At 63.2% G+C, this 24,687-nt stretch carries 27 protein-coding genes; 23 read left to right on the forward strand and 4 right to left on the reverse strand.

The window, feature by feature from the left end; genetic code table 11:
* The first annotated feature begins 205 nt into the window (after positions 1–205).
* Complete coding sequence (gene pbpG / locus FYB76_RS00215) at positions 206–1,309, forward strand: D-alanyl-D-alanine endopeptidase (protein WP_088754087.1); 1,104 nt, start codon at positions 206–208, stop codon at positions 1,307–1,309.
* Positions 1,310–1,409: 100 nt separating this feature from the next.
* Here the strand turns inward: pbpG and FYB76_RS00220 are convergent, their stop codons facing one another.
* Positions 1,410–2,195, reverse strand: a complete 786-nt coding sequence (locus tag FYB76_RS00220; RefSeq protein WP_034329682.1) for an IclR family transcriptional regulator — start codon at positions 2,193–2,195, stop codon at positions 1,410–1,412.
* Positions 2,196–2,526: 331 nt separating this feature from the next.
* Between FYB76_RS00220 and FYB76_RS00225 the strand changes: the two genes are divergently transcribed.
* The 13 genes from FYB76_RS00225 to FYB76_RS00285 all read left to right on the forward strand — a co-directional run bounded on the left by FYB76_RS00225 (position 2,527) and on the right by FYB76_RS00285 (position 14,019).
* Positions 2,527–3,540, forward strand: coding sequence for a sulfate ABC transporter substrate-binding protein (locus FYB76_RS00225; RefSeq protein ID WP_154132297.1), 1,014 nt, complete (start codon positions 2,527–2,529; stop codon positions 3,538–3,540).
* A 63-nt stretch (positions 3,541–3,603) separates the two neighbouring features.
* Positions 3,604–4,200, forward strand: coding sequence for an NADPH-dependent FMN reductase (ssuE, locus tag FYB76_RS00230; protein WP_154132298.1), 597 nt, complete (start codon positions 3,604–3,606; stop codon positions 4,198–4,200).
* Between the two features lie 112 nt (positions 4,201–4,312).
* The gene (locus FYB76_RS00235; RefSeq protein ID WP_284077483.1) at positions 4,313–5,296 is read left to right on the forward strand and encodes a sulfonate ABC transporter substrate-binding protein; all 984 of its coding nucleotides are present in this window, start codon (positions 4,313–4,315) and stop codon (positions 5,294–5,296) included.
* Between the two features lie 48 nt (positions 5,297–5,344).
* Positions 5,345–6,496: an FMNH2-dependent alkanesulfonate monooxygenase gene (gene ssuD / locus FYB76_RS00240; RefSeq protein ID WP_088754089.1), complete on the forward strand. Its 1,152-nt coding sequence runs from the start codon at positions 5,345–5,347 to the stop codon at positions 6,494–6,496.
* Between the two features lie 7 nt (positions 6,497–6,503).
* The gene (ssuC, locus tag FYB76_RS00245) at positions 6,504–7,343 is read left to right on the forward strand and encodes an aliphatic sulfonate ABC transporter permease SsuC (RefSeq protein WP_154132299.1); all 840 of its coding nucleotides are present in this window, start codon (positions 6,504–6,506) and stop codon (positions 7,341–7,343) included.
* A gap of 30 nt (positions 7,344–7,373) precedes the next feature.
* The gene (locus tag FYB76_RS00250; RefSeq protein WP_154132300.1) at positions 7,374–8,207 is read left to right on the forward strand and encodes an ATP-binding cassette domain-containing protein; all 834 of its coding nucleotides are present in this window, start codon (positions 7,374–7,376) and stop codon (positions 8,205–8,207) included.
* 106 nt (positions 8,208–8,313) lie between these two features.
* On the forward strand, positions 8,314–8,529 hold the full coding sequence (locus FYB76_RS00255; RefSeq protein ID WP_006464491.1) for a molybdopterin-binding protein: 216 nt from the start codon (positions 8,314–8,316) through the stop codon (positions 8,527–8,529).
* 63 nt (positions 8,530–8,592) lie between these two features.
* A complete protein-coding gene (locus tag FYB76_RS00260; protein WP_154132301.1) occupies positions 8,593–9,429 on the forward strand; it encodes an EAL domain-containing protein in 837 nt (278 codons plus the stop codon).
* A gap of 38 nt (positions 9,430–9,467) precedes the next feature.
* Positions 9,468–10,052: an alpha/beta hydrolase gene (locus FYB76_RS00265; RefSeq protein WP_088754092.1), complete on the forward strand. Its 585-nt coding sequence runs from the start codon at positions 9,468–9,470 to the stop codon at positions 10,050–10,052.
* Between the two features lie 163 nt (positions 10,053–10,215).
* Complete coding sequence (gene cysT, locus FYB76_RS00270; RefSeq protein WP_088754093.1) at positions 10,216–11,106, forward strand: sulfate ABC transporter permease subunit CysT; 891 nt, start codon at positions 10,216–10,218, stop codon at positions 11,104–11,106.
* Position 11,107: 1 nt separating this feature from the next.
* Complete coding sequence (gene cysW / locus FYB76_RS00275; protein WP_088754094.1) at positions 11,108–11,998, forward strand: sulfate ABC transporter permease subunit CysW; 891 nt, start codon at positions 11,108–11,110, stop codon at positions 11,996–11,998.
* A 9-nt stretch (positions 11,999–12,007) separates the two neighbouring features.
* Positions 12,008–13,087, forward strand: coding sequence for a sulfate/molybdate ABC transporter ATP-binding protein (locus tag FYB76_RS00280; protein WP_154132302.1), 1,080 nt, complete (start codon positions 12,008–12,010; stop codon positions 13,085–13,087).
* On the forward strand, positions 13,084–14,019 hold the full coding sequence (locus FYB76_RS00285; RefSeq protein ID WP_088754095.1) for a CysB family HTH-type transcriptional regulator: 936 nt from the start codon (positions 13,084–13,086) through the stop codon (positions 14,017–14,019). Before FYB76_RS00280 ends, FYB76_RS00285 begins: the two co-directional genes overlap by 4 nt.
* 123 nt (positions 14,020–14,142) lie before the next feature.
* Here the strand turns inward: FYB76_RS00285 and FYB76_RS00290 are convergent, their stop codons facing one another.
* Together FYB76_RS00290 and FYB76_RS00295 are read right to left on the reverse strand one after the other, a co-directional pair.
* The gene (locus FYB76_RS00290) at positions 14,143–14,343 is read right to left on the reverse strand and encodes a hypothetical protein (RefSeq protein ID WP_154132303.1); all 201 of its coding nucleotides are present in this window, start codon (positions 14,341–14,343) and stop codon (positions 14,143–14,145) included.
* A 145-nt stretch (positions 14,344–14,488) separates the two neighbouring features.
* Entirely contained in the window at positions 14,489–15,361 is an 873-nt protein-coding gene (locus FYB76_RS00295; RefSeq protein WP_088754097.1) for a M15 family metallopeptidase, read from the reverse strand.
* Between the two features lie 220 nt (positions 15,362–15,581).
* On the opposite strand from FYB76_RS00295, the gene FYB76_RS00300 reads away from it, so the two are divergent.
* The 3 genes from FYB76_RS00300 to FYB76_RS00310 all read left to right on the forward strand — a co-directional run bounded on the left by FYB76_RS00300 (position 15,582) and on the right by FYB76_RS00310 (position 17,711).
* The gene (locus FYB76_RS00300) at positions 15,582–15,866 is read left to right on the forward strand and encodes a hypothetical protein (protein ID WP_154132304.1); all 285 of its coding nucleotides are present in this window, start codon (positions 15,582–15,584) and stop codon (positions 15,864–15,866) included.
* Positions 15,867–16,368: 502 nt separating this feature from the next.
* Positions 16,369–17,265: an endonuclease/exonuclease/phosphatase family protein gene (locus tag FYB76_RS00305; RefSeq protein WP_154132305.1), complete on the forward strand. Its 897-nt coding sequence runs from the start codon at positions 16,369–16,371 to the stop codon at positions 17,263–17,265.
* Between the two features lie 2 nt (positions 17,266–17,267).
* Entirely contained in the window at positions 17,268–17,711 is a 444-nt protein-coding gene (locus FYB76_RS00310) for a hypothetical protein (RefSeq protein ID WP_154132306.1), read from the forward strand.
* Between the two features lie 152 nt (positions 17,712–17,863).
* Here FYB76_RS00310 and FYB76_RS00315 read toward each other — a convergent pair whose 3' ends face one another.
* Entirely contained in the window at positions 17,864–18,676 is an 813-nt protein-coding gene (locus FYB76_RS00315; protein ID WP_145602956.1) for a phosphodiester glycosidase family protein, read from the reverse strand.
* 412 nt (positions 18,677–19,088) lie between these two features.
* Here FYB76_RS00315 and FYB76_RS00320 point away from each other — a divergent pair, with 412 nt between their 5' ends.
* The 6 genes from FYB76_RS00320 to FYB76_RS00345 all read left to right on the forward strand — a co-directional run bounded on the left by FYB76_RS00320 (position 19,089) and on the right by FYB76_RS00345 (position 24,687).
* Entirely contained in the window at positions 19,089–20,210 is a 1,122-nt protein-coding gene (locus tag FYB76_RS00320) for a branched-chain amino acid ABC transporter substrate-binding protein (RefSeq protein WP_088754101.1), read from the forward strand.
* 99 nt (positions 20,211–20,309) lie between these two features.
* The gene (livH, locus tag FYB76_RS00325) at positions 20,310–21,236 is read left to right on the forward strand and encodes a high-affinity branched-chain amino acid ABC transporter permease LivH (RefSeq protein WP_034350126.1); all 927 of its coding nucleotides are present in this window, start codon (positions 20,310–20,312) and stop codon (positions 21,234–21,236) included.
* A 43-nt stretch (positions 21,237–21,279) separates the two neighbouring features.
* A complete protein-coding gene (locus FYB76_RS00330) occupies positions 21,280–22,506 on the forward strand; it encodes a high-affinity branched-chain amino acid ABC transporter permease LivM (RefSeq protein ID WP_088754102.1) in 1,227 nt (408 codons plus the stop codon).
* Entirely contained in the window at positions 22,503–23,279 is a 777-nt protein-coding gene (gene livG, locus FYB76_RS00335; protein WP_154132307.1) for a high-affinity branched-chain amino acid ABC transporter ATP-binding protein LivG, read from the forward strand. The genes FYB76_RS00330 and livG overlap by 4 nt, the downstream gene beginning before the upstream one ends.
* Entirely contained in the window at positions 23,279–23,983 is a 705-nt protein-coding gene (locus FYB76_RS00340) for an ABC transporter ATP-binding protein (RefSeq protein WP_088754103.1), read from the forward strand. Before livG ends, FYB76_RS00340 begins: the two co-directional genes overlap by 1 nt.
* A gap of 200 nt (positions 23,984–24,183) precedes the next feature.
* Positions 24,184–24,687, forward strand: coding sequence for a sugar dehydrogenase complex small subunit (locus FYB76_RS00345; RefSeq protein ID WP_154132308.1), 504 nt, complete (start codon positions 24,184–24,186; stop codon positions 24,685–24,687).

The raw sequence follows: 24,687 nt of genomic DNA on the forward strand, positions 1-24,687 counted from the left end.
AAAAGTCGAAAAACATTGAGCAGCAACCCGGCAAGATTGCAGGCAAATCCCGAAAAAGTGTGGGGCACCGGATCGGGCGCGGAGATAGAAACGCGTTTAAAAATATGCGCTAAGCTCTTAATTCTCTTGCGAAAAATCTGCATTTTGCTACACTGCCAACGTTTCTCTTGTGTACTTTCAGGGTAAATTGGGGGGAGTTCCACCTATGATCAAATCAGCGCTGGCCATTTTCACATCACTACTGTTCATCCACGCTGGTTTGGCACCCGCCGCAGCCCAGACAGTCAACAATGCCGCCAAAAAGGCCCCGGCCAAGAAGGTCGTGGCCAAGCGCCCGGCCCAGGCCGTCAGCAAGACGGTCGCCAAAGGCTCCCTGAACAATCGCGAAAAACTGGTCCGCAAGGTCAGCGTGGTCAAGGGCAAGCGCCAGGTCAGCTACCAGCGCGTCTCGGCCGCTCCGTCCATCCCGGTGGTGCCACCGGTGATGACTGCCGGTGACCTGGCCGGTCTCAATCTCACCCCGGATCCCGTGGGCCTGCGCTCCAACGTGGCGCTGGTGATCGACCAGGCCAGCTCGCAAGTCCTGTTCGAGAAGAATTCTTCAGTTGCGCTCCCCATCGCCTCGGTCACCAAGCTGATGACCGCGCTGGTGGTGGTCGAAGCGCGCCTGAACATGGAAGAAACCCTGACCGTCACCGATGACGACGTCGACCGCGAAAAGCACAGCAGCTCGCGCCTGCGCGTGGGCGCGACCCTGAGCCGCGACGACATGCTGCACATCGCCCTGATGAGTTCCGAGAACCGCGCCGCCTCGGCGCTGGGCCGCAACTATCCGGGTGGCCTGCCGGCCTTCGTGGCGGCGATGAACGCCAAGGCCCGCTCGCTGGGCATGACCGATACCCGCTATGTCGATTCGACCGGCCTGTCCAGCCAGAACGTGGCCAGCGCCCGCGACCTGGCCAAGCTGGTGGTGGCGGCCTACAACTATCCGATCATCCGCCAGTACTCCACCGATCCCAAGTACATGGTCGAGCCCAGCGGCCACGCCATGCAGTACAACAGCTCCAACCGCCTGACCTCCAACAAGGAGTGGGATATCGGTCTGCAGAAGACCGGCTTCATCAACGAGGCCGGCCATTGCCTGGTGATGTATACCCGCATCGAAGGCCGTCCCATCGTGATGGTGTTCCTCGATTCCAAGGGCCGCCTGTCGCACGTGGGCGATGCCGCCCGCATGCGCAAGTGGCTGGTGGAAGACCAGCCCAACAACCTGACCCGCGTGAAGATGGTGCGGGCGGAAGAGGGTTGATTCTTCTTCACTTCAATTCACTTGGATCAAATGAAAAGCGAACCCTCGGGTTCGCTTTTTTTATGCCCGCATTCGCTTCCAACGCTGCTGAAGTGAAGTGTCAGCCACGATCCTTGCGATACCCCAGCGCCGACGAAATCTGGCTGGCCGTGCTGACCAGGTCATCCACCCATTCATCCTGCAGGCGGTCAGCTGGGGCCGAGATCGACAGGCCCGCCACCAGCTTGCCGCTGTCGTCGCAGATGCCGGCGGCCATGCAGCGCACGCCCAGTTCCAGTTCCTCGTTGTCGCGTGCATACCCCAGCGCACGCACCATGGACAGTTCGCGCTCCAGCTTGGTCAAGTCCGTAATGGAATTCTTGTTGTGACCAGCCAGCCCGGTACGGGTGGCATAGGCGCGCACGTTCTTGGGATCGTCCACCGACAGGAACAGCTTGCCGGTGGAAGTCAGGTGCAGCGGCGCGCGGCCGCCGATGGCGCGCACCACCTGCATGCCGGAACGTTCAGAAAAGGAGCGGTCGATATAAACGATTTCATCGGCCTGCCGCACCGACAGGTTGATCGTCTGGTGCGTCTTGCGATGCAGCGCCCGCATGAAGTCCAGCGCCGCTTCGCGCACCGACAGCCGGCTCTTGACGATGTTGCCCAGCTCCAGCAGGCGCATGCCCAGGCGATAGGTGCCGGGCTCCACGCGGTCCACGAAACGCTTGACCACCAGGTCATTGAGGATGCGGTGCGCTGTCGACGGGTGCAGGTCGGTTGCCGCCGACAATTCCTTCAGGCTCACCGGGTCGGGATATTCCGCCAGCGCGTCGAGCAGCGACACCATGCGCTCGATGACCTGGATCGATATCTGTTCTGTCTCGCCTGCAGCTTCTTTTTTCATGGCGCGGCCTGGTGCGTTGCAATATGACGGTTATACCACAATGTGAAAAGAACAAAAAGTCCGGTCGTGCTTTTCCTGTATGCAGGGAGCTTCACCTTGCCGCTTGGGCGGGCCGCAAAGCCGCGTCAGCCGGGGAGGGCAGCTTGGCACCATTTCTGCACGCGCGTTCCCTCAACCAAGACTTTGGTTATATAGACCGGGATCCTTATTCCGGCGCCGTGTTCTTTCATATCTGTTTTTCGCATATCGAGAGAAGAAAGTATTCGTTCTTTTTGGACAGCAGGCTTATTAACCTGTGTGCTCCAAAACAACAGAACATTCGGGAACGGATATGCTGAAGAAGATCATCAAATCGGTCGCCGCCGCGCTGGTGCTGGCGCAAGCCGCCTCGCTGGCGCACGCGGCCGATATTTCGCTGCTCAACGTCTCTTACGACCCGACGCGCGAACTCTACGCCGACTACAACAAGGCCTTCGCCAAGTACTGGAAGGAAAAGTCCGGCGACAACGTCACCATCAAAGCCTCTCACGGCGGGTCCGGCAAGCAGGGCCGTTCGGTGATCGACGGTATCGATGCCGACGTGGTTACCCTGGCCCTGGCCTATGACATCGACGAAATCTCGGAAAAGGCCAAGCTGCTGCCGGCCGATTGGCAAAAGCGCCTGCCGCACAACAGCTCGCCCTATACCTCCACCATCGTGTTCCTGGTGCGCAAGGGCAATCCCAAGGGCATCAAGGACTGGGGCGACCTGATCAAGTCGGGCGTCTCCGTCATCACCCCCAACCCCAAGACCTCGGGCGGTGCCCGCTGGAACTACCTGGCGGCCTGGGCCTATGCCAAGCAGAAGGGCGGTAGCGACGACGCCGCGCGCGACTACATCGCCAAGCTCTTCAAGAATGTGCCGGTGCTCGATTCCGGTGCCCGTGGCGCCACCATCACCTTCGTCGAGCGCGGCATCGGTGACGTGCTGCTGGCCTGGGAAAACGAAGCCCTGATCTCCTTGAAGGAATGGGGCCCGGACAAGTTCGACATCGTCGCCCCCTCGGTTTCCATCCTGACCGAGCCGCCGGTGGCCGTGGTGGACAAGGTCGCTGACCGTCGCGGTACGCGCAAGGTGGCAGAGGAATACCTGAAGTACCTGTACTCGGAACAGGGCCAGGAAATCATCGCCAAGAACTACTACCGTCCCATCGATCCCAAGATTGCCGCCAAGTACGCTTCGCAATTCCCCAAGCTGAACCTGGTGACCATCGACAAGGATTTCGGCGGCTGGCAGAAGGCGCAGAAGACGCACTTTGCTGACGGCGGTACGTTCGACCAGCTCTACGCACCCAACAAGAAGTGACCTGAACCTGCAAGAGGGACCGGCCTGGCCGGTTCCATCCACCCCTGAGCACAAGCACACGACATGACCATCCTGTTACTGGCCGGCAGCCCCTCGGCACCCTCCCGTTCCACCCGTCTGCTGCACCACGTCGGCGACAAGCTGGCGCACCTGGGCCATCGCTACGCGCGCCTGGATGTGCGCGACCTGCCGGGACAGGCCATCCTGCGCGCCGACTGGAACGATCCGGAGATCAAGGCGGCCCTGGCCACCGTCGAGGAAGCCTCGGCCGTGGTGGTCGCCACGCCGGTCTACAAGGCGGCCTACAGCGGCATCCTGAAGGCCTTCCTGGACCTGCTGCCGCAGTTTGGCCTGACCAACAAGCTGGTGCTGCCGCTGGCCACCGGTGGCAGCCAGTCGCACATGCTGGCGCTGGACTATGCGCTGCGCCCGGTGCTGTCGTCGCTGAACCCCAAGCACGTGCTGCCCAGCATCTACGCCACCGAGGCGCAGGTGACCTGGAGTGAAGAAAACGGCCTGGTGCTGGATGCGCCCATCGAGGCCCGCGTCAGTGAAGGCGTGGAGCAGCTCTCGGCCAGCCTGCAAGCCCTGCACAAGGTCGCACCTGAAGAATTCCGCGAGATTCCCTTCTCGCAGCTGCAGTACAGCGTGTCGTACTGAACTGAAGCTGGCCGGACCTGATCCGGCAGCGCAATCCGACTTGAAAAAAGAACCGGCTGGTAGAGCGGACGGCCCTCTGCACGCCCGCATTCTGGAATCTGGAGAAAACATCGTGTCCGCCAACAAGAACAAGAGCATTCATTCCCCGCGCCGCCGCACCCTGCAGCGCCTCTCCGCCATCGCCCTGGGCGCACTGGCCTTCTCCCTGGGCGCGGCCCCGGCCCAGGCGCAGGAAACCAAGCTGCTGCGCATCGGCTACCAGAAAGCCGCCAATACCCTGGTGCTGCTCAAAGCCCACGGCGCGCTGGAAAAGCGCCTGCAGCCGCTGGGCGTGGAAGTGAAGTGGGCCGAGTTCGCGGCCGGTCCGCAACTGCTGGAAGCGCTCAACGTGGGCTCGGTCGATTTCGGCTACGTCGGTGAAGCACCGCCCGTCTTTGCCCAAGCGGCCGGTGCCGACTTTGTCTACACCGCCTATGAAATCCCGACCCCGGACGCCGAAGGCCTGCTGGTGCAAAAGGATTCGCCCATCAAGAGCGTGGCCGAGCTGAAGGGCAAGAAGATCGCCTTCAACAAGGGTTCCGACGTGCATTGGTTGGTGGTGGCCTTGCTCAAGAAAGCGGGCCTGCAATACAGCGACATCCAGCCCGTCTACCTGGCCCCGGCTGACGCCCGCGCCGCCTTCGAGCGCGGTGCGGTCGATGCCTGGGCGATCTGGGATCCGTTCCAGGCCGCCGCTGAAAAACAGGTCGGCGCACGTCGCCTGGCCTCGGGTGTGGGCGCGGTCAGCCACCACCAGTTCTTCCTGAGCGCACGTCCCTTCGCGTCCAAGAACCCGCAGGTCCAGAAGATCCTGCTGGAAGAGATCACCCGTGAAGGCGAGTGGGTCCGTACCCACACCGCTGAAGCCGCCGCCCAGCTGGCGCCCATCCAGGGCCTGGATCCCGACATCATCCAGACGGGCCTCAAGCGCTATGCCCACGTCTACAAGCCGGTCGATGCCCAGGTGCTGGCCGAGCAGCAGAAGATCGCCGACGCCTTCTTTGAACTCAAGCTGATCCCCAAGCAGCTCAAGGTCAGCGACGCCGTCCTCAAATAAACAACACTGACATCGAACACCTCTAGTCCAGCAGCACAGGAGTCAAGCATGAACGTTTTCTGGTTTATCCCTACCCACGGCGACAGCCGCTACCTCGGCACCTCCGAAGGCGCGCGCCCGGTGACCCACGACTACATGAAGCAGGTCGCCGTGGCGGCCGATACCCTCGGGTATGACGGCGTGCTGCTGCCCACGGGGCGTTCCTGCGAAGACGCCTGGGTGGCTGCGGCCAGCCTGATCGATGCGACGCAGCGCCTGAAATTCCTGGTGGCGGTGCGTCCCGGCCTGACCGCGCCCACGCTGTCGGCGCGCATGGCCGCCACCTTCGACCGCCTCTCCAATGGCCGCCTGCTCATCAACGTAGTCACCGGTGGCGATCCGGTGGAGCAGGAGAGCGATGGCATCTTCGGCAGCCATGCCGAGCGCTATGAAGTGTCCGACGAATTCCTCAAGATCTGGCGCGACGTGCTGGCCAAGACCCGCACTGGCGAAGAAACCAACTTCGAGGGCAAGCACCTGCGCGTCAAGGGCGCCAAGGCACTCTATCCGCCGGTGCAGGCACCGTATCCGCCGCTGTACTTCGGGGGCTCCTCGGACGAGGCCATCGACCTGGCCGCCGAGCAGGTCGACGTCTACCTGACCTGGGGCGAACCGCCCGCTGCCGTGGCCGAGAAGATCGCCCGCGTCCGCGAACGCGCCGCCAAGGCAGGCCGCACGCTGCGCTTCGGCATCCGCCTGCACGTGATCGTGCGCGATACCAATGAAGCCGCCTGGCGCGCCGCCGATGAACTCATCAGCCGCCTGGATGACGAGACCATCGCCAAGGCCCAGGCCAACTTCGCCCGCATGGACTCGGAAGGGCAGCGCCGCATGGCGGCCCTGCACGGCGGCCGCCGCGACAAGCTGGAGGTGAGCCCCAACCTGTGGGCGGGCGTCGGCCTGGTGCGTGGCGGTGCCGGCACCGCACTGGTGGGCGATGGCCCGACCGTGGCTGCGCGCATCAAGGAGTATGCGGACCTGGGCATCGATACCTTCATCCTCTCCGGCTATCCGCACCTGGAAGAATCCTACCGCTTTGCCGAACTGGTGTTCCCGCTGCTGCCCCGCGCCCAGCGCGAAGGCCTGCCCGGTCCCTTCGGCGAGATCGTCGGCAATACCGAACTGCCCAAGCCCGCGCCGGTGCGCGTGTCGGCAAGCTGAGGCCGGCATGACCAGCGCATCCAATCCCGTGCTCGCCAACACTGCACCGCAGGAGCAGGCGCGCCCCAAGGCTGTTGCCAAGGCCGCCCGCAAGCCGCGTGGCGCCTGGGTCGGTTGGCTGCTGCCCGTCCTGCTGCTGGTGTGGTGGGAGATCGCCGCGCAGGCCGGCTGGCTGTCCAGCCGCATCCTGCCGGAACCGTTTGCCGTCTTGAAGGCCGCGTGGAACCTGTCCGCCTCCGGCGAGCTGTGGCGCCACCTGGCCGTCTCCAGCGGCCGCGCCGCGTCCGGCTTTGCGGTCGGCGCAGGGCTCGGTCTGGTCCTGGGCCTGCTTTCCGGCAGCCTGCGTTCGGCCGAACTGCTGCTTGATACCACCCTGCAGATGGTGCGCAACATTCCGGCGCTGGCCCTGATCCCGCTGGTGATCCTGTGGTTCGGCATCGACGAGACGGCCAAGCTGTTCCTGGTCTCGGTGGGCGTGTTCTTCCCGGTCTACCTCAATACCTTCCACGGCATCCGCTCGGTGGACCAGGGTTTGATCGAGATGGCCAAGAGCTACGGCCTGTCGGGCTGGACGCTGTATCGCGACGTGATCCTGCCGGGCGCCTTGCCCTCCATCCTGGTCGGCCTGCGCTTTGCGCTGGGCCTGGTGTGGGTGCTGCTGATCGTGGCCGAGACCATCTCGGCGCAGGCCGGCATCGGCTACATGACCATGAATGCCCGCGAATTCCTGCAGACCGATGTGGTGCTGGTGGGCATCCTGCTCTACGCCTTGCTGGGCAAGCTGGCCGATACCGCGGCGCGGGCGCTGGAACGCTTCTTCCTGCGCTGGCACCCCGGCTACCAATGACCTGCCCCACCAATGCATCAGGAAACCATCATGCGCAATGACACCCAGGAACACCAGCAAGTCAGTCGTGCCGCCGGCCGGGGCGTAGGCCTCAGGCTGCGCGCCTTGTCCAAGTCCTTCAACGGCCGCACGGTGCTGCACGACATTGACCTCGACATCGAACCCGGCGAATTCGTCGCCATCGTCGGCCGCAGCGGCTGCGGCAAGAGCACCTTGCTGCGCCTGGTGGCCCAGCTCGATGGCGCCAGTGGCGGCGAGGTCCTCTATGAACACGAAGGCAGTGGCGAGCCCGAGATCCGCATCATGTTCCAGGATGCGCGCCTGCTGCCGTGGAAGCGGGTCCAGGCCAACGTGGCGCTGGGCTTGCCGAAGCAGGCCGCGCCGCAGGCCCTCAATGCCCTGCGCCAGGTCGGCCTGGACCAGCGTGCCGGCGAATGGCCGGCGGTGCTCTCCGGTGGCCAGCGCCAGCGCGTAGCCCTGGCGCGCGCGCTGGTCCACGACCCGCAATTGCTGCTGCTGGACGAACCGCTGGGCGCGCTCGATGCGCTCACCCGCATCGAAATGCAGTCCCTGATCGAATCGCTCTGGCGCGAACGCGGCTTCACCGCCTTGCTGGTGACCCACGACGTGCAGGAAGCCATCGCCCTGGCTGACCGCGTGCTGCTCATCGAGGATGGCCACGTGGCGCTGGACCAGCGCATCGACCTGGCGCGCCCGCGCTCACGCGGCCAGGCGCAGTTTGCCGCCCTGGAAGAAGCGATCCTGGCGCGGGTGCTGCGGCACCCCGGCAGTGAGGCGGCTACAGAGCCATCTGAAGATTTCTTCACGCCACGTGGCGTACATCAGGTGCAATGGGCGGTGTGAGTTTCACCGCATGAAGGTTTGACCCGATTTTCAGTTTTTTAGTCGTATCCCATTTCAACCCATGCGGCGCGGCAGGTGCCGACGCCGTTTCATCAAGGAGCAGAGCATGACCATTCAAGCAATCAACGTCCGTAACCAGTTCAAGGGCAAGGTCAAGGCCATCATCGAAGGTTCGGTGGTGTCCGAAGTAGATGTGGAAACCCCGGCCGGTATCGTGACCTCGGTCATCACCACCCGCTCCGTGAAGGACCTGGGCCTGACCATCGGCAGCGAAGTGGTGGCACTGGTCAAGGCCACCGAAGTCTCGATCGCCAAGCTGTGATCGTCTGGCCGCCCCGGCCGGACGCCCCGGCCGGGCGGCATCATTTTTTCAGGAGCAGGCCCGATGGCATATCTGGCACTGAAGGCTTATCTGGCCCGCCTCGATGCGCAGCACAGCGGTGGCGCAACGTCCTCCAAGGTCTGGCTGGATGAACAGGGGCGCGCCGCCGGGCGTTTCTTCAACACCTCGCTGACCTCGGCCTTCCAGCCGGTGCGCAGTTTCGACGATGGCCACATCGTTGCCTGCGAGGCCTTTGCCCGCAGCCACTCGGCCGTCGACGACGGCCTGCACCTGTGGAAACTGCTGGACCAGGCCGCCAGCGACGACGAGTCGGTGGAACTGGACCGGCTGTGCCGCATGCTGCACGCCATCAACTATTACCGCCAGGCCGGCGACGATGCCCCCGAGCTTCACCTCTCGGTGCATGCGCGCCTGCTGGCCGCCGTCAACAACAATCACGGCGTGGCTTATCGCCGCATCCTGGCCGCGCTGGAGCTGCCCCACGATCGCATCGTGCTGCAACTGCCGGTGGTCACGCCCAACCAGCGCTGGCTGCTCAACTACGTGCTGGACAACTACCGCCGCAATGGCTTCCGCCTGGGGGTCTCGGCCAACAGCCCGCTGGAAGCGCTCGGCCTGCTGGACAAGGTCAAGCCGGATCTCATCAAGGTCGATGCGCGCGAGCTGGCCGATCCCGACAGCGTGGCCTTGCTGCTGCTGCGCGCGGCCGAGCAGGGGGTGCGCATCTTCTTCAAGCGGGTCGAAAACAAGGAAGTGTTCGACAAACTGGCCTGGTACTGTCAGGCTCTGGCCCAGTCCACTTTGGCCCAAGGCTACCTGTGGGATGTGCCGGCCGCACGCCTGCCGGACACCTTGCTTGGCCTGAAGGATGCCGCGTAAGGCATACTGCATGAATCATCACTCGCCGCGGGGCCTGCATGAGTCTGACTTCTCCTTCTTCTTCCACGACACCGGCCCGGCTGGCCGATTTCCGCGTGCTGGTGGCACCGGGCCTCTCCGACAGCGGCCCGGAACACTGGCAATCGCGCTGGCAGCGTCTTTATCCCGGCTTCGAACGGGTGCAGCAGGATGATTGGGAAACCCCGGACCTGCCGCGCTGGTCGGCCCGCCTGGGCGAAGTGCTGGCGCGTGATGGCCGCCCCACGGTGATCGTGGCGCACAGCTTCGGCTGCCTGACCACCGTGCATCGCACGGCGGCCCTGCAGGCGGCTTCCGAGGGGTCTGCGCATCCCATCGTGGCGGCCCTGCTGGTGGCGCCGGCCGATCCGGTCAAGTTCAGCCTCAGCGCGGCGGTGCGGCACAAGCTGCCGTATCCGGCCTTGGTGGTGGGCAGCGACAACGATCCCTGGATGAGCGCCGAGCGCGCCCGCCACTGGGCCGAGGCCTGGGGTGCGCAGTTCCGTTCGGTGGGTGCACGCGGGCATATCAATTCCGAATCCGGCCTGGGCGACTGGACCGAAGGCCAGCAGTGGCTGCTGGAGCTGCTCGAACGGATCGCCTGAAGCCTTTTGCTTCACATCCTCCCCATGAGCGCATAAAGACGGTTTTCAAGCCGGCTTTATGCGCTTTTCTTCTAAGGACATGCAAAAAGCTTCGTTCTCTTTATAACTAGCGGGTGCGAATATCGCTCACCTATAGTCGCATTTGTAATAATAAGAGAACGACATGTCCGCATCTCCTGTCTCCCTTGCCGCTCCTGCGGCCGCGCCAGCCCGCTCGTCGGGCAGTGCCAACCGGCGCGTCTTGCCCGGTTTCAGGCTGTCTTTGGGCTTTACCCTCTTCTACCTGGCGCTGATCGTGCTGATCCCGCTGTCGGCGCTGTTCTTGAAGACCTTCACCCTGACCTGGGACGGCTTCATCGACGCGGTGACTTCGCCCCGGGTGATGGCTTCCTATCGCTTGAGCTTTGGTGCCTCGCTGATCGGCGCCTTTCTCAATGTGATCTTCGGCGGCATCGTGGCCTGGGTGCTGGTGCGCTATCGCTTCCCCGGCAAGCGCATCATCGATGCCCTGGTGGACCTGCCTTTCGCCTTGCCCACTGCGGTCGCCGGCATTGCCCTGACCACGCTGTATTCGCAGAACGGCTGGCTGGGCAAGCTGTTGGCGCCCCTGGGCATCAAGGTTGCCTTCACCCCGCTGGGGGTGCTGGTGGCGCTGACCTTCATCGGCCTGCCCTTCGTGGTGCGCACCGTGCAACCGGTGCTGGAAGAAGCCGAGCGCGAGCTCGAAGAAGCCGCCGCCAGCCTCGGTGCCAGCCGCTGGCAGACTTTTACCAAGGTGATCTTCCCGACCGTGCTGCCAGCGCTGCTGACCGGTTTTGCGCTGGCCTTTGCGCGCGCCTCGGGTGAATACGGCTCGGTGGTCTTCATCGCCGGCAACATGCCCATGGTCTCGGAAATCACCCCCTTGTTCATCGTCACCAAGCTGGAGCAGTACGACTATGCCGGTGCGACCGCCATTGCGATGGTCATGCTGCTGGTTTCCTTCATCCTGCTGTTGACCATCAACCTGCTGCAAGCCTGGACCCGCAAGCGCGGCCAGTCGGAAAGGACCTGACATGAGCGCTGCCCCGCAAGCCAATGCGATTGCCCGTGGCGAGCCGCCGCTGACCCCCGGTGCCATCACCGAGCCCTGGTGGGTGCGTGCGCTGCTGATTGGCATTGCACTGGCTTTCCTGACCCTGTTCCTGTTCGTGCCGCTGGTGGCGGTGTTCTACGAAGCGCTGCGCAAGGGCTGGGATGTCTACGTGGCGTCCATTACCGAGCCTGACGCCTGGTCCGCCATCAAGCTGACGCTGCTGGCCGCCGCCATCGCCGTGCCGCTGAACCTGGTCTTTGGCGTGGCCGCAGCCTGGGCGATTGCCAAGTTCGAGTTCCGTGGCAAGAACGTGCTGCTGACCCTGATCGACCTGCCGTTTTCGGTCTCGCCGGTGATCTCGGGCCTGATCTACGTGCTGCTGTTCGGCCTGCAGGGCTACTTCGGCCCCTGGCTGCGCGAGCATGACATCAAGATCCTCTTCGCCGTGCCGGGCATCGTGCTGGCCACCATCTTCGTGACCTTCCCGTTCGTGGCGCGCGAGCTGATCCCGCTGATGCAGTCGCAGGGCAGCGAGGAGGAAGAAGCCGCGCTGGTGCTGGGTGCTTCCGGCTGGCGTACGTTCTGGCACGTCACGCTGCCCAATATCAAATGGGGCCTGCTGTATGGCGTGATCCTCTGCAATGCGCGCGCCATGGGCGAGTTCGGCGCCGTCTCGGTGGTCTCCGGCCACATTCGCGGCGAGACCAATACCATCCCGCTGCAGGTCGAGATCCTCTACAACGAATTCAACATCACCGGCGCCTTTGCCGTGGCTTCGCTGCTGGCCTTCCTGGCCGTGGTCACGCTGGCCGTCAAGAGCGTCATCGAATGGCGGCTGCACCAGCAGCACAGCGCCAGCGAACAAGCTTAAGGAGTCATCATGAGCATCGAAGTCCATCACATCCAGAAGCGTTTCGGCAGCTTCACCGCGCTCAACGACGTGTCCCTCAATTTCCCCGCGGGCGAACTGACGGCCTTGCTGGGCCCCTCCGGCTGCGGCAAGACCACGCTCTTGCGCATCATCGCCGGCCTCGAATCGCCCGATTCGGGCCAGGTGCTGCTCGATGGCGAAGACGCCTCGGCCCGCCACGTGCGCGAACGCCAGGTCGGTTTCGTGTTCCAGCACTATGCGCTGTTCAAGCACATGACGGTGTTCGAGAACATCGCCTTCGGCCTGCGCGTCAAGCCGCGTGCGCAACGTCCCTCGGAGGCGGTCATCCGCGAGAAGGTCAAGCGCCTGCTGGAGCTGGTGCAGCTGGACTGGCTGGCCGACCGCTATCCGCCGCAACTCTCCGGCGGCCAGCGCCAGCGTATCGCGCTGGCCCGTGCGCTGGCCGTGGAGCCGCGCGTGCTGCTGCTGGACGAACCCTTTGGCGCCCTCGATGCCAAGGTGCGCAAGGAACTGCGCCGCTGGCTGCGCCGCCTGCATGATGAACTGCACGTGACCAGCATCTTCGTCACCCACGACCAGGAAGAAGCGCTGGAAGTCGCCGACCAGGTGGTGCTGATGAACAAGGGTCAAGTGGAACAGATCGGCACGCCCGAGACGGTCTACAACCATCCGGCTTCGCCGTTCGTCTACGGTTTCCTGGGCAATGTGAACCTGTTCCATGGCCGCCTGCATGAAGGCGTGCTCGACGCCGGCGGTGCGCGCTTCGAGGCGCCCGGCCACGACGATATCCGCGATGCGGCCGGGGTCGGTTTCGTGCGTCCGCATGACCTCGATGTGGAGCGCTACTCGCCCGGCGCCGAAGGCATCGTGGTGCAACTGCGCCGCGCGCATGCCATCGGTCCGCTGGCGCAGCTGGAACTGGAACGCGACGACAATGCCGAGCTGATCGAAGCGGTCATCCCCAATGAACGCTTCGCCCAACTGGGCTTGAAGAACGGCGAGACCCTGGTGGTCCGCCCGCGTCGCCTGCAGGTCTTTGCACAGCATGATGGAGGGCAGGCACGATGAACTTCCAGCAGCTGCGTTCCATCCGCGAGGCCGCGCGCTGCGGCTTCAACCTGACCGAGGTGGCCAATGTACTGTTCACCTCGCAACCCGGCGTGAGCCGCCAGATCCGTGAGCTCGAAGAAGAACTGGGCGTGGAAATCTTTGAGCGCAACGGCAAGCGCCTGACCGGCCTGACCGAACCCGGAAAGGGCATCCTCGGCATCGTCGAGCGGCTCCTGCTGGAAGCCGAGAACCTGCGCCGCGCCAGCAAGGAATACGCCGGCGAGCAGAGCGGCACGCTCTCCATTGCCACCACCCACACCCAGGCGCGCTACGTGCTGCCGCGCGTGGTGCAGGCCTTCCGCGACGCCTTCCCGCAGGTGCGCATCGCCCTGCAGCAGAGCGCCCCGGAACACATCGCCGAATGGGTCATCTCGGGCAAGGCCGACATCGGCATCGCCACCGAAGGCCTGTCGCAGTTCAAGGAACTGGTGTCCTTCCCCTGTTACACCTGGAGCCACGTGATCGTGGTGCCGCAAGGCCACCCGCTGTTGGGCGTGGAACAGGTCACGCTGGAAGACCTGGGCACCTGGCCGCTGATCACCTATGACGTCGGCTTTACCGGCCGCGGCCATATCGACGAAGCCTTCCGCCAGGCCGGCATCGAGCCCGACATCGTGCTCACCGCCATGGATTCGGACGTGATCCAGCAATACGTCTCGCTGGGCATGGGCGTGGGCCTGGTGGCCTCGATGGCGGTGGACCAGGGCAAGCACACCGAGATGGTGGCCATCAATGCCTCCCACCTGTTCAAGGCCAACATCGCCCGGTTGGCGGTACGGCGCGGTGCCTACCTGCGCGGCTATGCCTTCGATTTCATCCAGCAGTTCGCTCCGGACCTCAAGCGCGCCGACATCGTCAATGCGCTCAATGAGGCCAACGCCCAAGTTTGAGCCGGGTGGCGTCTGAGGTCGCAGTATAGCTGTACCGGGCCAGTTTCCCGGAGTGTCAGTAAAAAGGCCGGACAGTGTTTGTGCACTGTCCGGCCTTTGTCATGGCGAGCAGGGTCGCGTCGCTTACACCGTGCGGGTCGGTGTCGTGGTGAAGGTGCTGGTATCTGTACTGCTGGGTTGTGCGGTAGTGGACTGGGCCACTTGGGTGGACTGTCCGGCGGCTTTCAGGACGTCATTGAAATTGACGGCCGGCTTCTTCGCAGCCTGCTGGCCGCCGGCTGGTGCGTTGCCGTGATAGACGGCGGAAATGGAATTGATCGACATGCGTGCACTCCTCAAATAAGGCTGTCCCCCGGGCCAGCGCCCAGACCGGTATTGCCGGGGCAGTATAGGGGCGCACCATGAGGCTGCTGCGCCGGTTTACCGAAACTTGCGCATCTTTACCTGTTCGACGTGAGCCGAGGTCTGCTTACTTGCGCAAGCGTGCGGCGCACTGGTCGCGCAGGCGGGTGTCTTCGGGCGCATCGTCATCGGCGGGCGTGGCCGCACTGGCCGTGGATGGCGCAGACGGATGGGCGCACTGGCGATAGCGCGTCACATAGCGTTCAAACTCGGCGCGCGCCTGGGCTTTGGGCAGGCTGGCCAGTTTCTGGATGAAACTGCGGCTGCCGATCTCGAAGTGCTGGTAATCGATGGGTTGTTTCCACTGGCCGCCCCAGACCAGGAAGCCGTGCTCATAAAACACGCTGACCACGTCCTCGGCCATGCCCGGCTGCAGCGGCGCGCGCTGCAGGTAGGCCGCGCCCTGCGGCGGCAGGACTTCCTGTTCCGGGCTGCCGGCCTTGCTCACATAAGGGTTCTGCAGCGGATTGATGTCGATGGCCGCGCCGTAGGCGTGCTTGGACCAGCCACCGCCGCCCGTCATGGGCCGGCCATTGAAGGCCGAACTGTTGTTGGCGGCCATGGAGCGCTGGTCGTCGCCGTCATAGGCCTCCAGCCCCTGCGCGCCGGCCAGCGGGAAGGACCGCAGCAGCAGTTCACCGAACAGTGCCTCCACCTGCGGTGCCAGCGCGTCGAGCACCACCACGCTGCCCTGGCGGGTGGCCCCGTCGAAATCGGTGTAGTCGAAACTGACCGTGGCCAGCCGCGAGCAGGGGACCGGGTTGGCGCTGGTGATGACCTTGCCGGACTGCATCCGCGCGCACTGGGCCGGCGAGACCGGCGTGATGTCGGCCCGGGCCACCATGGGCAGCGCCAGGGCCAGCACGGTGGCGGGCGCGGCAAGCGCGTGCAGCAGGGACGGGCAAGCGAGGGCAGGGAAGCGGGCGGAGAGGGTCGTCATGGGAGGGGATGATACGGGTTTTCTGGTCAAAAAGTGTTGTCATCATTGACATATTGCCTGCGATGGCTGACATCAAGATGCGCCGTTTTCTGACATCCGGCAGCGCCCGGAGCGGGAATAATCGGTGTACAGAAGCTGTCGAACGTCGGCAAGCATGCGCTCTGTGCTTGGCAGACCGCAATTCGACAAATCCCCCCTCAACAATTTTAGGAGGCAACATATGAAGATTCGCCACACCCTCTTGGCTGCCGCCGTGTTCACTGCTGTGCTGGCTGGTTGCAACAAGCGCGACGAAGCGCCTGCAACGCCTGCCGCCACCCCGCCGGCCGCATCCGAACCGGCACCGGCAAGCAGCACCCCGACCACCCCGGCACCGGCTGATTCCGGTACGGCTGCGGGCTCGACCGCGACCCCGGCGACCCCGACCCCGACTACGCCTTCGGATTCGTCGGCCGCCACGCCGAGCACCCCGGCTGCCTCTGGCGACAGCGGTACGCAAAAGTAAACGCCTCACAACAAGAGCCAACAAGAACGGCACCAGCCGCACCATCTCCCGCAGTGGGAACAGCACTGCATACGCCGCGACGGGCAACTATCGCGGCGTTTTCTTTTGGGTCTGGAAAGCGTGCATATGGCGGGAATATGAAGGATCGTGCAGGACAGCTGGCCTACAGGGGGGCATGTCACGTTTCCTGGAAAAATCTTTCCGAACTTTTTTTTGCGGCTTGCAGTCGTACAGGTGGTTGAACTGTTCCTTCAACCTCCCTCTTGATAGGGAACTTGCCCGCAGTTCATTGGCTGCGGGCTTTTTTTTGTCTTGCGCAAGGCAGGCGCCGCTGTTTGGGGCAGCAGTGCTGGCTTTCCCGTGCAGGTCTGTGCTGCAATGTCACGCAAAATCTCCAATTCGGCCGATGGAATGCGGAACCGCGTCACCGCTATCATCGACGCTCCGACGCGTCTCATGCGTTCGCCCATCTCCTTGGTGAGAGCCTCTCAACCTCGGCGAAATGAAACTTACTTTTGTTTGGTGGAATACCAGCCTGTCCCGCCCTGCTGACCCCAATAAATCGACCACGCTGGCGCAGTCAATTGCATTCGACCTGCTCGACTTGATATGTCATGACATCCGGCCCGATGCCATCTGCCTCGGAGAAATTTCCACCGAAGACATTGCGCGTCTGGAAGATATCTGGGTAGCGCGCGGTTATGGCCTGATAGATGGCATCAGACCCGTGGGACGGACCTCGTTTGATACCTGCGTTCTGTTTCGCACGGACACCTTGGTTGCCTTGGATAACAAGGATCTGGTGGCGCAAAAAGGCCAGCGCCATTTCAAGGTCGCACAGAGATTTGATTTTGGCGTATGCGACAACGAAACGATCATTCATCTCTTTGTCTCCCACTGGCCCAGCCGGATTCATACTTCCGAAGATCATCCCTATCGGGATTTTCTAGGTATTCGTTTGCGAGACGCGGTGAAAGAAACCAGATTTGATGAGCATCAGCAATACGTCATCATCCTGGGGGATTTCAACGACGAGCCATTCGATGCGCCTTTGTCGAATCATTTAATGGCCACCAGGGACAGGGCTTTGGCTGCCAGGAAATCTCATCTTTTGTACAACCCCTTCTGGCGATTGTTGGGCTGCTCCAACCCTTATCGCCAGGCGTCACAGGTGATGAGCTCTCATTCTGGTAGTTGCTATTACCGTGGTGGCGAATCCGCCAGGTGGAAAACATTTGACCAGATCATTTTTTCGTCTTCATTTTTGGGAAAGACGTCCTGGCACCTTTGTGAAGACCTGGTCCAGATTCTGGATGTTCCGTTTTTTACCGACATAGTTCGCAGGGCAAAAACCAGTTTTGACCATCTTCCCGTGATCGGCGTTATTGAAAAGGCTTGACCATGAAAAAGTTCGCGGCTTCCATTGAAAAGGGGCTTGATGCGGCCCAGAATGCTCGGCTTCTCAAGGCTGAAATCGATTCCGTATTCGAGACCTTGAATGAAGAATTGTCTGAGATCACCAAAGGAAGAGTAGGGCTGAGGCGAGAGATGTTTCTCGACTTACCAAGGTTTGGTTCGGGTATGTCCCCCTACTTCAATCGGGAGCAACACCTCGGGCTTGCCATCGTGTCCGAAAACACGCCCAGTACCGAAATCGCCCGCTGGTCAGAGGATCCTGGCGGTTATCCCTGCAAGCTTGTCCTGCCAGAGCGTCAGTTTTATTGTGAAGATAGGGATGCACTCGAAAGCGTCTTGGCTGAGCTGTTGCAAAGGCCTGAAGTGGGAGATGTCATTCTCCGCCATCTACGCGCCTCCGAACATGACTCACAAAGCGTAGTGAGCTGAAACGTATCGGAAGTGAACGGCGCAGCAAAGGCGAACGCGTCCGCAAGCGATCTGCCAAGGCCTGAGTCCGGTATTGCACCGGGCTCAGGCTTTTGAGTTTGCGTCATTTGCTTTGAATCTTGGGGCGCAGTGCGAGAGATCCTCCGTTCCAGCTACTTCCCCCCATGCCCCTTCACCACCGCAATCATGGCCCCGAACGCCGGCCCCATATTGGCTTCCAGCGTCGGATACATGCGCGAGATGCTCCCATCGAGGTACAAGGCGTCACTGCACTTGAGTTCATCACGAAGGAAACTGGCGAAATCGTAGAAGCTGATCGGATTGCGCGCGATGGCCAGCGTGACGATGCCGGCCGCATCCAGGCATACCGCATTGCGCACCACCGTATTGGCTGACTCGGGATCGAAGCGCGGATTGATCTTGCCGTCCACGATCATCAGCGGTCCGGATTGCGTGGCATAGCGCGTCACGCCGTTCCACAGGCCCAGTTCGGCTTCATAGTCGGAGGTCTCGACGATGTAGGCCTGGCGCTCGCTCAATACGAAGACCCCATTGGGCTGCAGGTAGAAATTGCCATACGCGTTCTTGCGCGTATTGAGGCGGCGCAGCTGGTTGCCGCCTTCCACGTACAGGCCCAGCGGCTGCAACTGCTTGTCATAGATGCCGGCATTGGTGGCGCAGACCATCTCCTGCCCCTGGCTGCGCAGATGCGCGTCCAGCCGGCTGAAGTTGCCCAGCGGCGTGCCGCTGGCGTCCTTCCAGTACATGCGGATGGTGTCGCTGCGCGGATCGGCGCGACAGGTGCTGATGAAGACCTGGTGATACTGGTACTGGCGCACCTCGGCCGCCTGTGCCTGCGGGCTGGCGCCTCCCAGCCCAAGTCCGGCCATCAGGCTCGCGGTGGCCAGCAGTCGCAGGAGGGCAGGGCGCAGGTGGCGGGAGGGGAAAAGAGGGGAGCGAAGCATCGAAACCAGGTCTTGTTCTGCGGGAATGCGGAGGGCGAGGCGGTATTGTAAATGCCGCAAGCCGGGCTTGCCACGGGAAATCCGGATTTGGCCGCAAATCCAGTCCCGTCAAGGCTTTGCGACCCATGCACCGAATTCGATCATGCTGCAGTGCGGACTTGCACCGAATATGGGAAAATGAACAAAAACAGCATGAAATGTGCGAAAAATCGAAGACGACAGCGCATAAATGATGGGGTATGACGAAATTTCAAAAAAAAGTTGCCCCATATGACGGCAGTGTTACACTCTGCCCCCATGTTGCGGCCAGCCTCCCGTAAAACGGGGTCAGGTATCCACAACCCTACGCGCGCCGGCCTGCTGGCCAGGTAACGGCGCCTCTTGAATCCGTTCCATCCTGGAGGAAACGACAATGAAGTTTGCAAGCCGTCTGACCAAGATCGCCCTGGCCGCCGCCACCTTTGCCGCCTTCGCCGGCGTGGCCCACGCCGAAACCGTCAAGATCGCCATCGCCGGTCCCTTGACCGGTGCCGTGGCCCAGTACGGCGACATGGTCAAGGCCGGTGCCCTCACCGCCATCGAACAGATCAACGCCGCCGGCGGCGCCAACGGCAACAAGTTCGAAGCCGTCATGATGGATGACGCCTGCGAACCCAAGCAGGCCGTGGCCGTGGCCAACAAGATCGTCAGCCAGGGCATCAAGTACGTGATCGGTCACGTCTGCTCCGGCTCCACCATCCCCGCCTCGGACATCTACGAGAACGAAGGCGTGGTCATGATCACCCCGTCGGCGACCGCACCGCAGCTGACCGAAGCCAAGCCGCACAAGTTCATCTTCCGCACCATCGGCCGCGACGACCAGCAAGGTCCTGCCGCTGCCCGCTACGTCATCGAGAAGCTCAAGCCCAAGAAGGTCGCCGTGCTGCACGACAAGCAGTCCTACGGCCAGGGCGTGGCCTCGTCGGTGAAGTCGGCGCTGGATGCGGCCAAGGTGCCGGTGGTGGTGTTCGAAGGCATCAACGCCGGTGACAGCGATTACTCGGCCATCGTCACCAAGTTGAAGTCGCAGGGCGTGGACTTCGTCTACTTCGGCGGCTACCACCCGGAAATGGGCCTGATCATGCGCCAGGCGCGTGAGCAAGGCGTCAAGGCCGTCTTCATGGGCCCCGAAGGCGTGGGCAACAAGGACATCACCGCCATCGCCGGCCCGGCCTCCGAAGGCATGCTGGTGACCCTGCCGGCCGACTTCGCCGCCGACCCGGCCAACGCCGCCCTGGTCAAGGCCTTCGCTGCGGCCAAGCGTGATGCCAACGGCCCGTTCCAGATGCCGGCCTACTCGGCCGTGAAGATCATTGCCGACGCCATCACCGGCGCCAAGTCCACCGATCCGGACAAGGTCGCTGCCTACATCCACGGCAACAGCTTCAAGACCCCCATCGGCAACGTCGAATACGACAAGAAGGGCGACCTGAAGGCCTTCAAGTTCGTCGTCTTCACCTGGCACAAGGACGCCACCAAGACCGAAGCCAAGTGATTCGCCCCGAATCGCTGGCGTGACTGTCTGACCTGACGTCAAACCGCGAAATGCCCCATTGCAGTCGGAATGGGGCATTTCCACTTTATGGGTTCCCTCATGAATGAATTGCTCCCTCAACTGACCCAGCAGCTCGTCAACGGGCTCTCGCTGGGCGCGATCTATGCCTTGATCGCCATCGGCTACACCATGGTCTACGGCATCATCGGCATGATCAACTTCGCCCACGGCGAGATCTACATGATCGCCTCCTACGTCGGCCTGGTGACCTTGACGGCCATCGGCGTGCAGTCCGGCTATCCCTTGCCGCTGCTGCTGGGTGGCGCGCTGATCGTCTCGGTGCTGGTGACCGGCCTCTACGGCTGGACCGTCGAACGCGTGGCCTATCGTCCGCTGCGTGGCGGCCCGCGCCTGGTGCCGCTGATCTCGGCCATCGGCATGTCCATCTTCCTGCAGAACTACGTGCAGATCGGCCAGGGCGCACGCGACATGTCGGTGCCGGTGCTGATCTCGGGCGCGCTGGAGTTCCAGATGGGCAGCGACTTCACGGTCACCGTGCCGTATTCGCGCATGGTCATCGTGGGCGTGACGCTGGTGCTGATGGTGGCCCTGACGCTGTTCATCGCGCGCTCGCGCATGGGCCGCGCCTGCCGCGCCTGCGCTGAAGACATGGGCATGGCCAACTTGCTCGGCATCGATACCAACAAGGTGATTTCATTCACCTTCGTCCTGGGCGCGATGCTGGCGGCCGTCGGCGGCGTGCTCATTGCCCTGACCATCGGCAAGCTCAATCCCTACATCGGCTTCATCGCCGGCATCAAGGCTTTCACGGCGGCGGTGCTGGGCGGCATCGGCAGCATTCCCGGCGCCATGCTGGGCGGCGTGCTGCTGGGCCTGGCCGAGACCTTCGCGGCCGGCTACCTGCCTTCCGAATACAAGGACGTGGTGTCCTTCGGGCTGCTGGTGCTGATCCTGCTGTTCCGTCCCACGGGCCTGTTGGGCAAGCCCGACATCGAAAAGGTCTGAGCCCGCACGGCTCGACGGACAACGACATATTCAAGGAGGCGTGATGCCTGAGACTTTCAAGAATGCCGTGGCGGCGGCGCTGGTGACCGCCGTACTGACCATCCCGCTGCTGGGCATGCAGCTGCAGCTGGAGGGCTACCGCGTGGTCCTCAACACCCACTGGACCCCGGTGCTGGTGGCGGTGCTGGCCGTATTCCTGTTCCAGCTGGCCAAGCCGGCGCTCTTGCGCAGCCGCGCCGGCATCAAGCTGCCGGCGCTGCCGCGCATGCAGCCGGGCCAGCAGCGCGCAGCCGTCCTGATCCTGCTGATGGCCGCCCTGGTGTGGCCCTTCTTCGGCTCGCGCGGCTATGTGGACGTGATGACCCTGGCGCTGATCTACGTGGTGCTGGGCCTGGGCCTGAACATCGTGGTCGGTTTCGCCGGCCTGCTGGACCTGGGTTACGTCGGCTTCTATGCCGTGGGTGCCTACACCTATGCGCTGTGCAACCAGTACTTCGGCCTCTCGTTCTGGGAATGCGTGCCGCTGTCGGCTGCCGCGGCTGCGCTGTTCGGCTTCCTGCTGGGCTTCCCGGTGCTGCGCCTGCGCGGTGACTACCTGGCCATCGTCACCCTGGGCTTTGGCGAAATCATTCGCCTCTTGCTCAACAACATGACCAGCCTGACCGGCGGCCCGGATGGCATCTCCGGCATCCCCAAGCCGACCGTATTCGGCGTGGTGATGGCGCGCAATCCGCTGACCGAAGACGGCACCACCTTCCACCAGATGTTCGGCCTGACTTACCAGGGTGGCCACATGGTGATCTTCCTGTACTTCCTGGCCTTGCTGATGGTGCTCTTTACCTGGTTCGTCACCAGCCGCCTGCTGCGCATGCCCATGGGCCGCGCGTGGGAAGCCCTGCGTGAAGATGAGATCGCCTGCCGCTCGCTGGGCATCAACCCGACCCGCGTGAAGCTCTCGGCCTTCACGCTCGGTGCCGCCTTCGCCGGCCTGGCCGGTTCCTTCTTCGCCGCCCGCCAGGGCCTGGTGACGCCGGAATCCTTCACCTTCATCGAGTCCGCCCTGATCCTGGCCATCGTCGTGCTGGGCGGCATGGGCTCGCAGCTGGGCGTGATCCTGGCGGCGATCCTGCTGACCGTATTGCCGGAAGTGGCGCGCAGCTTTGCCGAGTACCGCATGCTGATCTTCGGCCTGGTGATGGTGCTGATGATGATGTGGCGTCCGCAAGGACTGCTTCCCGCCACCCGTCCGCATGTGGAGCTGCCGCAATGAACCCGATCGTGAAAACCATGTTGGAAGTATCGAACCTGTCGATGCGCTTCGGCGGCCTCTTGGCCGTGGATGGCGTCTCGCTGGCCGTGCAGGAGCGCGAAGTCTTCGCCATCATCGGCCCCAACGGCGCCGGCAAGACAACCGTCTTCAACTGCATCAGCGGCTTCTACCAGCCGACTTCGGGCGAGATTGCGCTTGATGGCGTCTCCATTGCCCGCCAGCCCAGCCACCAGGTGGCGCAGCAGGGCCTGGTGCGCACCTTCCAGAACATCCGCCTCTTCAAATCCATGACCGTGGTGGAAAACCTGCTGGTGGCGCAACACCAGCAGGTCAACACCAACCTGCTGTCGGGGCTGCTGAAGACCCCGTCCTACCGCAAGTCCGAGCAGGAAGCATTGCAGCGTGCGGCCTACTGGCTGGACCAGCTGGGCCTGACGGCGCTGGCCAACCGCGAGGCGGGCACGCTCTCGTATGGCCTGCAACGCCGCGTGGAAATCGCCCGCTGCATGATCACCAAGCCGCGCCTGCTGCTGCTGGATGAACCGGCGGCCGGCCTGAACCCGCAGGAGAAGCAGGAGCTGTCGCAGCTGATCGACCGCCTGCGCCGCGAACACGGCGTAGCCGTGCTGCTGATCGAACACGACATGAGCCTCATCATGGGCATCTCCGACCGCATCCTGGTCATGGAGCACGGCAAGCCCATCGTCACCGGCACGCCCGAACAGGTGCGCAGCGACGAGCGTGTGATCAAGGCCTACCTGGGAGAAGAATGATGCTGCAGTTTGACAAGGTGCATACCCACTATGGCGCCATCGAGGCCCTGCACGGCGTATCGCTGAAGGTGGAAAAAGGCGAGATCGTCACCTTGATCGGTGCCAACGGTGCCGGCAAGACCACGCTCCTGATGACGCTGTGCGGCCGTCCGCGCGCCTCCAGCGGCCGCGTACTCTTCGAAGGGCAGGACATCACCCAACTGCCGACCCACGAGATCATGCGTCGCGGCCTGGCGATTTCGCCGGAAGGCCGGCGCGTCTTCCCCAGCCTGACCGTGCTGGAAAACCTCAAGATGGGCGCCTTCTTCGCCAGCAACGAGGAAATCGAGCAGGGCATCGCGTATGTCTTCGGACTCTTCCCGCGCCTGAAGGAACGCGCGGCGCAGCGTGCCGGGACCATGTCGGGCGGCGAGCAGCAGATGCTGGCCATCGGCCGCGCCCTCATGAGCAAGCCGCGCCTGCTGTTGCTCGATGAACCCACCCTGGGCCTGGCCCCGTTGGTGATTGCGCAGATCTTCGAGATCATCCGCACCATCCGCGACAGCGGCGTGACCGTGTTCCTGGTCGAGCAGAACGCCAACAAGGCGCTGGGCGTGGCCGACCGTGGCTATGTGCTGGAAAACGGCCATGTGGTGATGTCCGATACCGGCGCCAACCTGCTGGCCAACAGCGACGTGCGCAAGGCTTACCTCGGTCACGGCTGAGCACGGCAGCTCATCTGCGCAGCGCGGCCCGGTCATGCAAATGGCCGGGCCGTTGCGCTTTCGGGGCCGCAACACGGCGCGGAAGCGGGGCTTTGCTGCAGAGCAGCAAGAAAATGCGTAGAATGTCGGCCCATCCTGGCCCCGGCGCGACGGCGCAGCATGCTGAGCATGCGTGCGGGCCTTTTTTCCTGGACGATGAAATGACACACCCCACACGCCGCCGGGTCCTGAAAGTGGCGGGCCTGATGGCAGGTGCCGGCGCTGCCGGCCTGTTCTGGTCCCTGCCGCACCGGGTCACGGCGCAAAACAATCCGGCGACCGTGCCGGTAGACGATTTCCTTCAGGTTTCCCGGCAACTGACTGAACGCCTGGATTTGAGTCCCAAGCTGGGCGCGGCTCTGCTGCTGGCCTTGTCCAAGACCGAAAAAGACCTGGCCACGCGCCTGCAATCGCTCAAGGGCCTGCTGCAAGCCCAGCCGGCGCTGCTGCAGGGCGAGCGACTGGCGTTCCCGGCCGAGCAGGGCGACAGCGAAAAGCTGGCCCGCGTCATCCTGGGCGCCTGGTACGACGGCGTGGTTGGCAAGGGCAAGAATGCCCAGTACGTCACCTACATCAATACGCTCTCCAACGCACTGGTGAGCGGCAAGCTGGTGCCGCCCAGTTTTTCCTATGGTCCCTGCGGCAGCTGGTCGCGCCAGCCCTGA

The sequence above is a fragment of the Herbaspirillum sp. CAH-3 genome, assembly GCF_009668275.1.
Lineage (GTDB): Bacteria > Pseudomonadota > Gammaproteobacteria > Burkholderiales > Burkholderiaceae_D > Herbaspirillum > Herbaspirillum aquaticum.